We start from the raw sequence: 14,016 nt of genomic DNA, 5'->3' as shown, positions 1-14,016 counted from the left end.
AATAGAAATAGAAATAGAAATAGAAATAGAAATAGAAATAGAAATAGAAATAGAAATAGAAATAGAAATAGAAATAGAAATAGAAATGGTATCGCGGTTTTTAAAAAGGTAAATCGTAGATACGAAAAAGCCTCGATATAATCGAGGCTTTTTCTTATTGGTCGGCGAGAGAGGATTCGAACCTCCGACCCACTGGTCCCAAACCAGTTGCGCTACCAGGCTGCGCTACTCGCCGTCTGTATCACTGCTCTTATCTTGTTTATTGGTGCGAAGGGGGGGACTTGAACCCCCACGTCCGTTAGAACACTAACACCTGAAGCTAGCGCGTCTACCAATTCCGCCACCCTCGCATAAACAATAACTAAGATAAGATGGGGTGGCTAATGGGACTCGAACCCACGACAACTGGAATCACAATCCAGGGCTCTACCAACTGAGCTATAGCCACCATAACAGCTATCTTATTACTTCTTACAACAACATTCTTCACCGTAACTCTTAGCACGCTTTAATGGCGCGCCCGACAGGATTCGAACCTGAGACCTCTGCCTCCGGAGGGCAGCGCTCTATCCAGCTGAGCTACGGGCGCTTCACGCCGTTGCGGGAGAGGATAGTACGGATTTACGCTCTGTCTGTCTAGTGCTTTTTGAAAAAAAAAGTTTGTTTGACGATAGTTTGTGCATTTCGTCGATAAATGGAGCGTTTTTACACGCTAAACGCCCCGTTAGTATAATAATTAAACAACCAAGATGCTAGATAAAAGCATGAATAAAGCCTTTAATCAGCCACACCTAACAAAAAAGACGCTATTACTATTACAATTTATTGGAATAGTAATACCCAACGAATTTTAACAACTTAAATTGACGCTTAATTCGGCTTGGTTGTGATAACAAACGATATAACCATTCTAATCCAAGATTCTGCCATGCTTTCGGTGCTCTTTTAACATGGCCGGTAAATACGTCGTAAGTTCCGCCAACGCCCATGTATAAAGCATCAGGATAAATTTCACGACATGCACGAATAAATAACTCTTGCTTAGGTGATCCCATGGCAATAGTCACTATCTTCGCACCAGAGGCCTTTATACGCTCAAATAACGCCTCTCTATCTTGTGGAGTGAAGTAACCGTTCTGACTACCCACAATATTTACGTTCCACTGTGCTTTAAGTTTATCTTCAGTTTGAGAAAGAATTTCGGGTTTGCCACCGACAAGAAAGACTGGTGTTCCCTCTTTACCTGCCCTTTCCATTAACGCTTCCCATAAATCCGCACCTGCAATACGAGAAACATTTGCATCAGGATATTTGCGACGAATACCTCGCACGACACTGATACCGTCTGCATAAAGATAATCAGCTTCATTGAGTAACTCATTAAGTGCTGAGTCTGTTTCTGCTGTGAGAATTTTTTCTGCGTTGATGGCAATCAACGAGCCACTTTTTATTTGTGCTCCTTCATAGAGATAATCCAGAAAATGAGCCATATCGCGAAATCCCCAGATATTATGTCCGCGGATTGAATACTTCGGAATTGAATTGGATCCCATTACTTTTCCTTTTTCTCTAAACAACGAGGTTCACTTTGTATTTGACGAGTAACATAATTACGCACTAATCCCGCGCTTTCAAATAACCAATAAAGCAGTTTGGCGACCACTAAACATAAACCAAAAATTAAACAGAAAAACACAACGCGAGAAACGAATGAATCAACACCTTCCCGTGCTAAAACAATCATATTAAAAATAGCCCCGAAGCAGAAAGCTTGCAAAATAGCCGATTTATAACGATTGCTTTCATTGAGCCCTTGCTGATATAGCCAATCAAACCACTTAATAATCAGTCCGACAACAATGGCGCCTAATGGGATAAAGGCAATGCCTCCCATAACAACTAATGAGCCAATTAAGGTCGGTGAAATGGCAAGACCCGCATGGTAATTAAGCACTTCCCATGTAAAGTAATTTGCGGAATTCAGCACAACATCAGGGCGCTCTGGCCATACCCAAGAAGGAATAAAAACATAAAAATCACGAATTATCGGTGCCAGTCCTTGAAACTCAATCTTGTCATAATTATTAAGTAACAAAGCGAGGTTTTCCCAAGGAGAGAACGTATCGCGAGTAAGGTACAAGAAAGTATAAAATGCCTCGGCCCCACTCACATCAAGACCGTAGCGTTTTAATGCCAACCAGAACATACCAACGACACTCATCACCCCTGCCGCAACCAGCATCCACAAGGTTATCCAGCCACGAACAATACCGATAAATAAAAAGAGTGCGAAAGCAATGATAATATTAGCGCGGGTTCCACCCACGATAATGTAAGTTAAGATCCCGAAACCCACCGTTGCACAAAGGAAGAAAATCCAGCGTTGTTGGGTAGGTTTTAAGAAATAGACCACCAGCATTGCGGGAATAAAGAAATAGAAAAAGCGCTTAAGCGCGACACCAGACACTTGGCTTGAAAAAATTTGGCTATACGTTTTGAGCTTAAAGAGTAAAAAGCCATTTTGAAGAAAGAAAATACCCACGGTGACAAATGCGATTAATGCCAATAGGATCCATGTGAGATTAGTTTCTACCCTATTCATGGTAAATAACGGCCTAGAAGGGCCGCTAACCGGTTTTCTCAGCCTTACCTTATAAGTGACATAATAAATCGCATAGAAGCTGGTAGAGGCTAGTAGCGCGTATAATAATGAATCAACAGGTACAACGGCGACATCAAATTGGAATACCAACATACACGTTAGTGGAAAACCAAAATAAAAGGTCAGCAGATAGAGCATTGAGAAAAAAACATTAAAATTAAAGCGAACTCGACGAAACTCTTGATAAGTCAGCAATAAAATAAAGCTCAAAGAGATAAAATAAACAAGTGCTAAGCCACCTAGTTCCGCCAATGTCATTGCGGCTCTCCTGTACTCATCTCAATTAACTCTTTCCAGCCGTCCGTAAAATTAGGCGCAAAAAAGGCAATATTTTGGCGATCAAGCATCAGTAATTGACGTTTAGCCTCTTCAATCAGCGCAACATCTAATTTGTCTCCTGAGAAAAAAACAGGCACATTTTGCTCAGTTAAATCCTGCCAAAATGGGTTTTGACGACTAATAACAAAAGGGATCGCAAATTGGATAAGCAGACAAAGCGTGCCGATACCTTGTTGACGATGAAAAATAAAATAGCCTAAATCGCATGTTTTTAATAACGCAAGATAATCATCAAATGCCAATTTATCACGTAATATTTCAACCTGATTATAGGGAAGCAACTGGCGAGCAGCTTGGGCGACTTCATCAATATAAACGTGATTATTTTCAGGATATCCCATTGGAATAATCACTTTTGCACGAGTTCCATATTGCTCTGCAATTGCCTGTAAAGCTTCAATATGACGATTCGATCTATCCCCTGAATTACCCACAATAATGGTGAGTTGTTTTTCATCAATAGGCGTTTTTTCTGTCACCGTCAGCGCAGGATCCATTCTTGTTGGGAAATAGAGCAAACTGGCTGGAATATTAACGTTAAATTGTGCGAAGTAATTCAGATCACCTCGTGTACCAAATACTCGCCCTACACGCTTTTGAGCGAGTTTACGAAGAAGATAAAAGAGTCTAAATTTTAGCTGTTTAGCATCCTGATATAAATCAGCTCCCCAAATATGCCACCAAAATTGATGACGTTTAATCTTGCCAGTCAATAATGCCAACCAAATAGGCGCATTAAATTGACCTAAAAAAAGGAATCGTTGGTGAGTATCGGCTTTTGCCAATGTGACCACTCTCTGCGCGACCTGCTTTTTATCAGCTAAACACTCAATATCTAAAGCTGGATAGCTTTCTTGCAGTGAAGTATTTTTACTGGCAACGATAAAACGAGGTTTATACGTTAACCCCGCCTCAGTCACGAGGTGGTCGTTAAAAAACCGTAACATTGTGTTGTTATGATGCACAATGTCTGAACCTAGTACGTAAATCAAAGTTGTCATTTGCGCCTGCAATAAATCACGAAAACAGAACTACAGAGAAGGAAGTAAATAATATACGTTGCCATATAGGCTTGAGCTGCACCCAGTGCGCCATGCTCAGGAATAAGCCAACGCGAAAATAGCGTTAATAAGGCAAACTGGCTTACTTCTGTAAGGATATAAAAACGTAGTGCCGCTTTTGCAATGACAAGATAGCCAAAGACATAAGCGCCTACTTTTAAAACATCACCGACAAGTTGCCATGCAAATAAATCACGCATAGCGACAAATTTATCTGAAAACAGTAACCAAATCGCAAAATCACGTAATAACCACACCATAAAACTCGCAGCAGCTACCGCAGGTAATACAAACTTCAGTGACTTAACGATCTCTTTAGTGATATCACTCTTTTGTGTTAATCGAGATAGGGTTGGCAGTAAATAAACAGAGAAAGATGCCGTAATAAATTGCAAATAAGCATCTGAAATACTGGTCACCCCTTGCCAAATTCCCACGTCTTCCCAGCTATATTGCTCAGCAAGTAAGTTACGCATCATGATATAAGCAACAGGGAGCGTAATAGAGGTCAAAATAGCCATAATAGTAAATTTAGCAAGATGGCTGGCAATCGCTTTATCCCAGTGGGGTTTCAGCTCACTCAACGCGAAGCGTTTACGCTTTACTACTAAAAATGTAGCAGGAAATAAAATAAGTGCAGGCACTAATGCGAGTCCAATTAATGCACCGTGATAGCCCGCCAATAAATAGCATAAATAATAAGCAACCACACCAATAATGCTACCCGCAATCACAGATAAAGCATTACCTGCCGCATCACGATAACCTTTTAATATGGCAAGAAAATAGTTGCTATATGCTATCCCCATTTGAATAAAAGCAACGGCTCTTACAATATCCTGATATTGATGATAATCATCACCAAATAACACTTGGCTAATGGGGGCAGAAAAAAGAAGAAATAAAATAGCTAATACTGTGGAAAACAGCAAAATCATGGATGATGAAGTACCCAACACTTTTTTCCGTTGAATATCATCATCTTGATATTGTGCGATTAATTTCGTCACACCATTAAAAATACCCGCACCAGACAAGACGCCTAGTACGGTGATTAATTGACGAAAGTTACCCGCTAATCCAACCCCTGTCGGGCCAAAAGAGACAGCCAGTAACTTAACGACAAGCAGACCCGCCCCGATTTTTATCAGGGTTGATCCGGCTGTCCAAATTGATGCTTTGGCTAATGACATAATTAAGCAAAAAAGTCGCGAATATGACCAATAACAGTCTGCTGTTCTTCTTCTGTCATGTTGTAGAACATAGGTAAACGCACTAAACGTTCACTTTCTTGCGTTGTGAAAATATCTTCACCGTCAAAGCGACCAAACTTCATACCGGCTGGGCTGGTATGTAATGACACATAGTGGAATACCGTTAAGACACCATGCTCTTTCATATAATCATTAAACGCGGTACGTTGCTCGATATCGTTCAATTTGATATAGAACATATGCGCATTATGTTCTAACCCTTCAGGAACGATAGGAAGCGCCAATAAGCCTTTTTCCGCTAATGGTGTCAATGCATCATAGTAAATCTGCCAAAATGCTAAACGACGCTCATTAATTTTTTCAGCTTCTTCAAGTTGAGCCCATAAGTAAGCGGCTTGTAAGTCTGACATTAAGTAGCTAGAACCAATATCACGCCAAGTATATTTATCTACCTGACCACGGAAAAATTGGCTGCGGTTAGTCCCTTTTTCACGAATAACTTCTGCGCGATTGATTAAATCAGGATCGTTAATTAACGTTGCACCACCCTCACCACCGGATGAGTAGTTTTTAGTTTCATGGAAGCTATAACAACCAATATGACCAATCGTGCCAAGCGCTTTGCCCTTGTAAGTTGACATGACACCTTGTGCGGCATCTTCAATCACGAATAGATTATGTCTTTTCGCAATCGCCATAATGGTGTCCATTTCACACGCAACGCCTGCGTAATGAACAGGCACTATCGCGCGCGTTTTATTTGTGATTGCAGCTTCAATTTTTGTTTCATCAATATTCATAGTATCTGGACGAATATCAACGAAAACAATCGTTGCGCCACGTAATACAAACGCATTAGAGGTCGAAACAAAGGTAAAACTTGGCATAATGACTTCATCGCCAGGCTTGATATCTAATAAGATAGCAGCCATTTCAAGCGATGCTGTACACGAAGGTGTTAACAGCGTTTTATGACAATGAAATTGTTCTTCTAACCACTTTTCACATTTCTTTGTGAAATTGCCATCACCACAGAGCTTGCCACTTTCCATAGCTTGTTTCATATATTCTAATTCTGTGCCGACAACCGGTGGTTTATTAAACGGAATCATATTATCCCCTGTATAACCAATAAGTGGTGCTTTCTATTAAGCCCCCACTGTGTGTGTATAAACGCGAAGCTGCAATATTGCTGATCTGTGTTGCAACATATAAGGTTGAAATACCTTGTTGTTGGCACCAAAACTTCGCGGCCGACATCAGTTGTTTACCAATGCCTTGTCCTATTCTGTTGGGCATTACTGCGAGTAATCCCACTCTTGCTTCACTTTCAGATAGATGGCGTAAAGTGACAAAACCACTGACATTGTTTTCTGCATCATAAGTCAGTAAGCAGATATCATCGAACGTACCTAACACCGCCTTTTTAACCCATAATGCATAAAAACGACTGCTATCACCTTCTTGATACCAAGGTGTTCTAAAACGACTTTGTACAAAAGCTTCCGAGGCCGTTGCCATCAATAAATCGATATCATCTTCATTGGCTTTTCTAACACAATATTCGGTCGCTTTCTTACAAGCATTTTCTGTGCCAATTGATAGTTTAAAATCAATTTCACCTTCCGCAAATTGAAAACCTAATTGGCTGAGTTTATCGATGAGAGAAAGCTCATGAGATGCGACTTTAGCTTGAACCACAGCAAAAGCGTCAAGTTGGTCGTCTGTTAACGCGGGCGCTTGTGTGTCAAACTCAAGGCGCCCTGTTTTGAGGGAGAAATACTCGCTTTCCCACTCAAGATAATTAATATTGGCGAGGACGGACATGTAATAAATCCAATAGATAGCGACCATAACCTGTTTTAGACAGTGATTTTGCGCTTTCTCTTACTTGGTCATCACTGAGCCAACCATTACGCCAAGCAATCTCTTCAAGACATGCCACTTTAAATCCTTGGCGCTTTTCAACGGTTTGAACAAAGGTACTGGCTTCAATTAAACTATCGTGAGTGCCTGTATCTAACCACGCAAAACCACGCCCCAGTAGTTCAACGTTAAGCTCGCCACATTCAAGATACATCTGGTTAATCGACGTAATTTCTAATTCACCACGAATCGAAGGTTTGACGCGTTTGGCAAAATCAACCACTCGGTTATCGTAAAAATAAAGTCCTGTCACTGCCCAATTAGATTTAGGTTGTTCTGGTTTTTCTTCAATTGATAACACTTTAAAATCATCGTCAAATTCAACAACACCAAATCGTTCAGGATCCATCACTTGATAACCAAAAACTGTTGCACCACGTTTACGTTGTGCAACTTGTTTTAGTTTTGGACTAAACCCTTGACCAAAATAGATATTATCACCTAAAACCAAACAGCAATGATCATCACCAATAAATTCCTCACCTAAAATAAAGGCTTGAGCTAAGCCATCAGGAGATGGCTGAATTTTATATTGAAGATGAACACCAAATGCAGAACCATCACCCAATAAGCGCTGAAAAGAGGTCATGTCATCTGGTGTTGTGATGATCAAAATATCTCGAATACCAGCAAGCATCAGAACTGAAAGCGGATAATAGATCATGGGCTTATCATAGATAGGCAATAACTGCTTCGATACCCCTTTGGTTATCGGATGCAGTCGTGTACCAGAGCCACCCGCTAAAATAATACCTTTCATTATTTATCCTTTTTTACTTAATCAGTTCCCAAGCCCTAGACGTTCACCTGCATAAGAGCCATCTAACACACGTTTCCACCAAGTTTCGTTATTTAAATACCACAAAACCGTTTTACGAATGCCAGATTCAAATGTCTCTTCTGGTTTCCAGCCTAATTCAGCTTCAATTTTCGCCGCATCAATCGCATAGCGCAGGTCATGGCCTGGTCTGTCTTTCACATAAGTGATGAGATCGACATACTGAGCAACACCTTCCGGTTTTGCTGGATACAACTCTTCTAATAGCGCACAAATCGTTTTAACGACATCAATATTGCGACGCTCATTGTGTCCACCAATATTGTAAGTTTTACCCGGTGTTGCTGTTGTTGCGACTAAGTAGAGGGCTCGAGCATGATCTTCAACATAGAGCCAATCACGGATCTGTTCACCTTTCCCATAAACAGGTAATGGTTTTCCTGAAATCGCATTTAAGATAATTAATGGGATTAATTTTTCAGGGAAATGGTAAGGACCATAATTATTCGAACAGTTCGTGATCACAGTTGGTAAACCGTAAGTGCGCAACCAAGCTCGAACTAAATGGTCGCTTGACGCTTTAGAAGCAGAATATGGGCTACTTGGTGCATAAGGTGTAGTTTCAGTAAAGAAATCATCTGTACCTTCTAAATCGCCATACACTTCATCGGTTGAGATATGGTGGAAACGAAATGCAATTTTCTTCTCTTCAGGTAAAACCTGCCAAAAGTGGCGAGCCGCTTCCAATAAAGTGTAAGTACCCACAATGTTGGTTTCAATAAACGCAGCAGGACCATCAATCGAACGGTCAACATGGCTTTCTGCCGCTAAGTGCATAACAACATCTGGCTGATATTGAGCAAATAAGCGATCAAGTTCAGCGCTATCACAGATATCAACTTGCTCAAAGGCATAGCGTTCACTGTCAGCTACAGTTGCTAATGACTCTAAATTACCGGCATAAGTCAGTTTATCCACCACAACAACGCTGTCATTGGTGTTTTCAATAATATGTCGAACAACAGCAGAGCCGATAAAACCGGCTCCACCTGTCACTAGAATGCGTTTCAACGCCATACTCCTTTAGTATCTACAATCCATTTTTGAGTGACTTTACTACCAGGGATCGCTTTAAATTGTTGGTGATCAACTAACATTAAGACAATATCAGCGTCTTTCAATGCTTGCTCTGTTGATACTAACTCTGTGATCCCTTTCAGTTTTGTTGGTAGCTCATGAATATTTGGCTCAACTGCTAATGTCGTACCACTGTGCCAATCCGCGACTTGTTTAGTGATATTCATCGCTGGGCTTTCACGTAAGTCATCAATATTAGGTTTAAAGGCTAAACCAAAGCAGGCAATCTTAATTTCGTTTGCACGTTTACCTGTTTCAGTAAGGCAATCAGCAACAGCGGCTTTAACTTGATCGATAACCCACACAGGTTTGCCATCATTGACCAAACGCGCAGTGTGAATTAAACGGGATTGTTTTGGATTTTGTGACACGATAAACCAAGGGTCAACAGCGATACAGTGCCCGCCAACGCCAGGACCCGGTTGTAAAATATTGACGCGAGGATGGCGGTTCGCCAAGCTAATTAGCTCCCACACATTGATATCTTGGTCAGCGCAGATCAGGGATAATTCATTTGCAAATGCAATATTAACATCGCGGAAGCTATTCTCAGTCAGCTTACACATTTCCGCGGTACGTGCATTAGTGATAACACATTCACCTTCAAGGAAAATCTTGTATAACTCGCTTGCACGCTCTGATGATTTACGGTTCATCCCCCCCACAACACGGTCATTGCGGATAAGTTCAATCATCACTTGTCCCGGTAATACACGCTCAGGGCAGTAAGCAACATCGATATCAGCGTCTTCACCTTGTTGATGAGGGAATGTTAAGTCTGGGCGAGCTTCGGCTAACCATTCTGCCATTTTTTCAGTAGAGCCAACGGGTGAGGTTGATTCTAAAATAATAAGATCACCTTTTTTCAGTACAGGTGCGATAGAGCGTGCTGCTGCTTCAACATAAGCCAAATCAGGCTCATGCTCACCTTTAAAAGGTGTAGGTACAGCAATAAGGTAAGCATCTGCTGGCTGTGGCTTGGTATAGGCTTTTAAATGACCTTCTTCAACCGCTTGTTTAACGACTTTATCAAGATCAGGCTCAACAATGTGAATTTGACCTTTATTAATCGTATCAACTGCATGCTGATTAACATCAACACCGATGACGCTTTTTTTACGAGAGGCAAAAGCTGCCGCTGTAGGTAAACCAATGTAGCCGAGGCCGATAACAGAAATAGTTTCAAAACTCATAATGTCACCTGATTTTTTTTCAATGCTTCAAGAATACGTTGGCAGGCATGACCATCACCATAAGGGTTTGTTGCCTTACTCATTTGGTGATACGCGTTTTCGTCTGTCAATAAAGAGGTTACTTCGCTAACAATACGTTTAGTATCTGTTCCCACTAAACGAACAGAGCCCGCTTCTACAGCTTCTGGGCGTTCTGTTGTGTCTCGCATTACAAGAACGGGCTTACCTAATGAAGGGGCTTCTTCTTGAATACCACCGGAGTCAGTCAAAATAAGGTAAGCATGGTTCATTAAATAAACGAATGGGAGATAATCTTGTGGCTGTATTAGCTTAATATTATCAATACCATGAAGAATGCGTTGAACAGGTTCACTCACATTAGGGTTTAAGTGAACAGGATAGACAACTTCTACATCTGGGTGTGCTAATGCAATTTCAGCTAAAGCTTGGCAGATACGTTCAAAACCACCACCAAAGCTTTCTCGACGATGTCCTGTTACCAAGATCATTTTCTTGTCAGGCTGAATAAATGGATAGTTTACAGCAAGCTCATTTAAGAGTGTTTGATTGCCCATCACTCTTTCACTTACCCAAAACAACGCATCAATTACCGTATTTCCCGTGACAAAAATATTTTTATCTGCAACCGCTTCTCGTACCAAATTTAATTTTGCAGTTTCTGTTGGTGCGAAATGATACATTGCAAGATGTCCTGCAATGGTGCGGTTTGCCTCTTCAGGCCAAGGGGAATAAAGATTGCCAGTACGTAATCCAGCTTCCACATGACCAACAGGAATTCGTTGATAAAATGCGGCTAAACTTGCTGCCATGGTCGTTGTTGTATCACCATGTACCAAAACAACATCAGGTTGAAATGACGCTAATACCGGTTTTAACCCTTCTAAAATACGACAGGTAATATCCGTTAAATCTTGTCCTGGTTTCATAATATTGAGATCGTAATCTGGTTTAATCTCAAAAAGATTTAATACCTGATCAAGCATTTCTCGATGTTGGGCCGTAACACATACCTTCGCTTCAAACGAATCATCATTTGCTAAAGCGTGCACTAAAGGTGCCATTTTTATCGCTTCAGGGCGTGTGCCAAAAACAGTCAACACTTTCACAGTGGCTCTCTTTTTTTCATTGTTATATCGCTTATTTTTGGGAAAGCAATATGCCCTTATTCTCAATACATCAGGTGTCGAAACACCTGATGCCTCGTAATTGTCATTGATGACAAAATTTAATTATTATTTTTTTAATGAACTGCGTCTTACTAATGCAACACCTGCACCCGCTAAAACACCAATAGCGCCCCAAAGTACCATCATAAAGGCTCGACGAGGACTATCACGTTTCACAGGATCTTCAGGGGTACGTAGAAAACGGTAAGTTTGGAAGTTATCTTGTAATTTTGCGCCCACAGCAAGGGTCGCTAACATTGCCGTATTTTGATCGTAATCACTATCAAAATCAGCACCTGTTGCGACTAAAGTTTCTAGCTGTGATTGCAACAGAGGAACACCTAACAAAAACAGTTTAGAATCCGGTAACTCATCAATCGCAATCGAGGTTTGTTTTTGAGAAATACCTTGTTTCTCAGCCACTTTAATTGATTGCTCTAATAAGTTAATTTGGCGTTGATACGCAGATTGAGCCGCCATTTCTTGACGTTTAACTAACGCTTTCATTGATTGAGTTCTAGTTGCCCAAGCGGTTATCACTTCATCATTAAGGTGGGTAGATGCTCTCTTATTAGCAAAAGCAATATACTCATTTAATAATTGGCTCGCTTCTTTTGATGTTTCCGCGATAAGTTTCAGTTGATCATTAACCAATTTTTTCTCATCAGCAGGCGTAAATTGAATATTATTAATTAACTCATCCAATAACGCGGCATTAGCCTGTTCATCACTCTCTTTGCGCTGTTTGAAATAATCCGTTTGCAACCAAAACTCACGACGAGTATCAAATGCCGCGATTTGAGTAATAAACTCTTGATAAGCTTCATCTGAAATAGTTAAAGCTGAGGTTTGTGCTGCTGGATTAATCTGTGTATCAAGATTGCGCAAGAACTGAGATTGCGAATAATAACTGCCTAAGTTATTAATCGTTGGTTTCTCTGTCATTGCGATTGCACTCCATTTCGGTTGCATCAAATAAGATGCGCCGAGTGCAATCACTGCAAAAAGCAGAGCGAACCCTATAATCCAACTTTTTCCTGACCAAAGTGCACAAAAAAGACCTCGAATATCGAGTTCATTATCTGGCTGATCACCCTGTCGGGAGGCGTTATTTTCCGAGTTCATCACGTTAAAAAACCTCTGCTTATATTAATGCTGTTGTGTTGCTCTACGTAAGCGACGCTTATGTCGTTTAATAAAACGAGCGACTCGCCACGCGCGTTTAATGCAATAACCATACATAACAAATGCAAGCAAGAATAATGCCAACATAAACCATTCTGGCACAAATGATAGGTTTTGACCGATAATACCAATCGCTGCTAATAATGCGGCTGACAGTGTAATCAGAATGAAAGCTTGGCGGGAAGTGAAACCTGCACGCATAATCAAATGGTGAATATGTTGACGGTCTGGAGAGAACGGGCTCATTCCTTTGCGTAAACGACGATACATAATTGCCACCATATCCATAAGAGGAATAGCAATTATCCATAATGCGGTTACCGCTTTAACAGGACGAGGCTGAGCTTGTGTTGATGCGACCAATAACCAAATAATGGTAAATCCAATCAATGTACTTCCCGCATCCCCCATAAAGACTTTGAATTTTTTACCGCAGACCCCTAAGTTTAAAAGGATATAAGGTAAAATTGCCGCGATAAATGAGAAGCACCAGAATGCGAGTGCTGAATTGCCACTTTGATATAATAAAATACCAAGCGCGCCAAAAGAGACACAAGAAAGACCACCTAATAACCCATCAATACCATCAACCATATTGAAGGCATTGATTGCTGCCCAAACAGCGAAAAGTGTAACAATATAGCCAAAAGGCCCTAAATGCATTTCCCAAGGACCAAAAGCATGACCCAGTGTGTCAAGTTTTAATCCCGCTCCCACCATCATCACGATCCCAACAAAAGCTTGGATTGTTGCTCTAATTTTGACACTAATATCGAAGCGATCATCTAACGCGCCGATAAAAACAAGAAGTCCCGCACATGCCAGATACAATTCCTTATGAGGAATATAGATATCTGAAATATAAAATGCGAAAACAATACCAAAATAGACTGATATTCCTCCAACTAGGGGGATCAATCCATGATGTTTTTTACGATAATTCGGTTTATCCACGAGTCCAATTTTCTTTGCAATTTTACGCGCCAAGAATAAAAATGCGAAAGAAAATAAGAACACATAAAAAACGCTTGTGCTCATTTTTAGTATATCCACAGTACTGTTCTCTATAATAAATATAGCTGGTTATTTTACGCTTCCATGTGTTTTTATTCTTTTTTCCAGCCTCACCACGACGAGTTTATTCAAAACTCACCACCCTTCACCAATTATAAGTTTTCCTTAACTATTTTTATTGATGCCATCGCTATTTTTATCAATTCTTAAAACATGCAATATATATACCAACATCCCGCTAAAATATTGCAATCTAAAATTAAATTACATCCATAAAAAACAAAAAACGCCACAATCGTTGTGGCGTTTTCATCATATCG

General features: G+C 40.6%; 12 protein-coding genes and 4 tRNA genes. All 16 read right to left on the bottom strand.

Annotation, left to right across the window (positions count from 1 at the left end):
* Positions 1 to 158: 158 nt before the first annotated feature.
* Positions 159 to 235 (bottom strand) — tRNA-Pro (locus tag B6258_RS17435).
* Positions 236 to 263: 28 nt separating this feature from the next.
* A tRNA-Leu gene (locus B6258_RS17430) sits at positions 264 to 350 on the bottom strand.
* Between the two features lie 22 nt (positions 351 to 372).
* Positions 373 to 448: transfer RNA gene (locus B6258_RS17425), tRNA-His, on the bottom strand.
* Positions 449 to 512: 64 nt separating this feature from the next.
* Positions 513 to 589: transfer RNA gene (locus B6258_RS17420), tRNA-Arg, on the bottom strand.
* A gap of 226 nt (positions 590 to 815) precedes the next feature.
* Entirely contained in the window at positions 816 to 1,553 is a 738-nt protein-coding gene (gene wecG / locus B6258_RS17415) for a lipopolysaccharide N-acetylmannosaminouronosyltransferase (RefSeq protein ID WP_099076342.1), read from the bottom strand.
* The gene (wzyE, locus tag B6258_RS17410; protein WP_099076341.1) at positions 1,553 to 2,920 is read right to left on the bottom strand and encodes an ECA oligosaccharide polymerase; all 1,368 of its coding nucleotides are present in this window, start codon (positions 2,918 to 2,920) and stop codon (positions 1,553 to 1,555) included. Before wzyE ends, wecG begins: the two co-directional genes overlap by 1 nt.
* Complete coding sequence (locus B6258_RS17405) at positions 2,917 to 4,002, bottom strand: TDP-N-acetylfucosamine:lipid II N-acetylfucosaminyltransferase (RefSeq protein WP_099076340.1); 1,086 nt, start codon at positions 4,000 to 4,002, stop codon at positions 2,917 to 2,919. The genes wzyE and B6258_RS17405 overlap by 4 nt, the downstream gene beginning before the upstream one ends.
* Complete coding sequence (gene wzxE, locus B6258_RS17400) at positions 3,999 to 5,255, bottom strand: lipid III flippase WzxE (RefSeq protein ID WP_099076339.1); 1,257 nt, start codon at positions 5,253 to 5,255, stop codon at positions 3,999 to 4,001. The genes B6258_RS17405 and wzxE overlap by 4 nt, the downstream gene beginning before the upstream one ends.
* Before the next feature lie 2 nt (positions 5,256 to 5,257).
* Entirely contained in the window at positions 5,258 to 6,388 is a 1,131-nt protein-coding gene (rffA, locus tag B6258_RS17395) for a dTDP-4-amino-4,6-dideoxygalactose transaminase (protein WP_099076338.1), read from the bottom strand.
* A gap of 1 nt (position 6,389) precedes the next feature.
* Positions 6,390 to 7,103, bottom strand: coding sequence for a dTDP-4-amino-4,6-dideoxy-D-galactose acyltransferase (gene rffC / locus B6258_RS17390; protein WP_099076337.1), 714 nt, complete (start codon positions 7,101 to 7,103; stop codon positions 6,390 to 6,392).
* Complete coding sequence (gene rfbA / locus B6258_RS17385) at positions 7,081 to 7,962, bottom strand: glucose-1-phosphate thymidylyltransferase RfbA (RefSeq protein WP_099076336.1); 882 nt, start codon at positions 7,960 to 7,962, stop codon at positions 7,081 to 7,083. The genes rffC and rfbA overlap by 23 nt, the downstream gene beginning before the upstream one ends.
* A gap of 21 nt (positions 7,963 to 7,983) precedes the next feature.
* A complete protein-coding gene (gene rffG / locus B6258_RS17380) occupies positions 7,984 to 9,051 on the bottom strand; it encodes a dTDP-glucose 4,6-dehydratase (protein WP_099076395.1) in 1,068 nt (355 codons plus the stop codon).
* A complete protein-coding gene (gene wecC / locus B6258_RS17375) occupies positions 9,048 to 10,310 on the bottom strand; it encodes a UDP-N-acetyl-D-mannosamine dehydrogenase (protein ID WP_099076335.1) in 1,263 nt (420 codons plus the stop codon). The genes rffG and wecC overlap by 4 nt, the downstream gene beginning before the upstream one ends.
* Complete coding sequence (gene wecB, locus B6258_RS17370; RefSeq protein ID WP_099076334.1) at positions 10,307 to 11,437, bottom strand: non-hydrolyzing UDP-N-acetylglucosamine 2-epimerase; 1,131 nt, start codon at positions 11,435 to 11,437, stop codon at positions 10,307 to 10,309. The genes wecC and wecB overlap by 4 nt, the downstream gene beginning before the upstream one ends.
* A 126-nt stretch (positions 11,438 to 11,563) precedes the next feature.
* Positions 11,564 to 12,622, bottom strand: coding sequence for an ECA polysaccharide chain length modulation protein (gene wzzE / locus B6258_RS17365; protein WP_099076333.1), 1,059 nt, complete (start codon positions 12,620 to 12,622; stop codon positions 11,564 to 11,566).
* A gap of 24 nt (positions 12,623 to 12,646) precedes the next feature.
* A complete protein-coding gene (wecA, locus tag B6258_RS17360) occupies positions 12,647 to 13,735 on the bottom strand; it encodes a UDP-N-acetylglucosamine--undecaprenyl-phosphate N-acetylglucosaminephosphotransferase (protein ID WP_099076332.1) in 1,089 nt (362 codons plus the stop codon).
* Positions 13,736 to 14,016 lie beyond the last annotated feature (281 nt).

Origin of the sequence: Proteus alimentorum (assembly GCF_002607735.1) — a bacterium.
GTDB lineage: Bacteria > Pseudomonadota > Gammaproteobacteria > Enterobacterales > Enterobacteriaceae > Proteus > Proteus alimentorum.
Note: the sequence above shows the minus strand (reverse complement) of the source record. Positions and strands in the feature narration are given on the sequence as shown.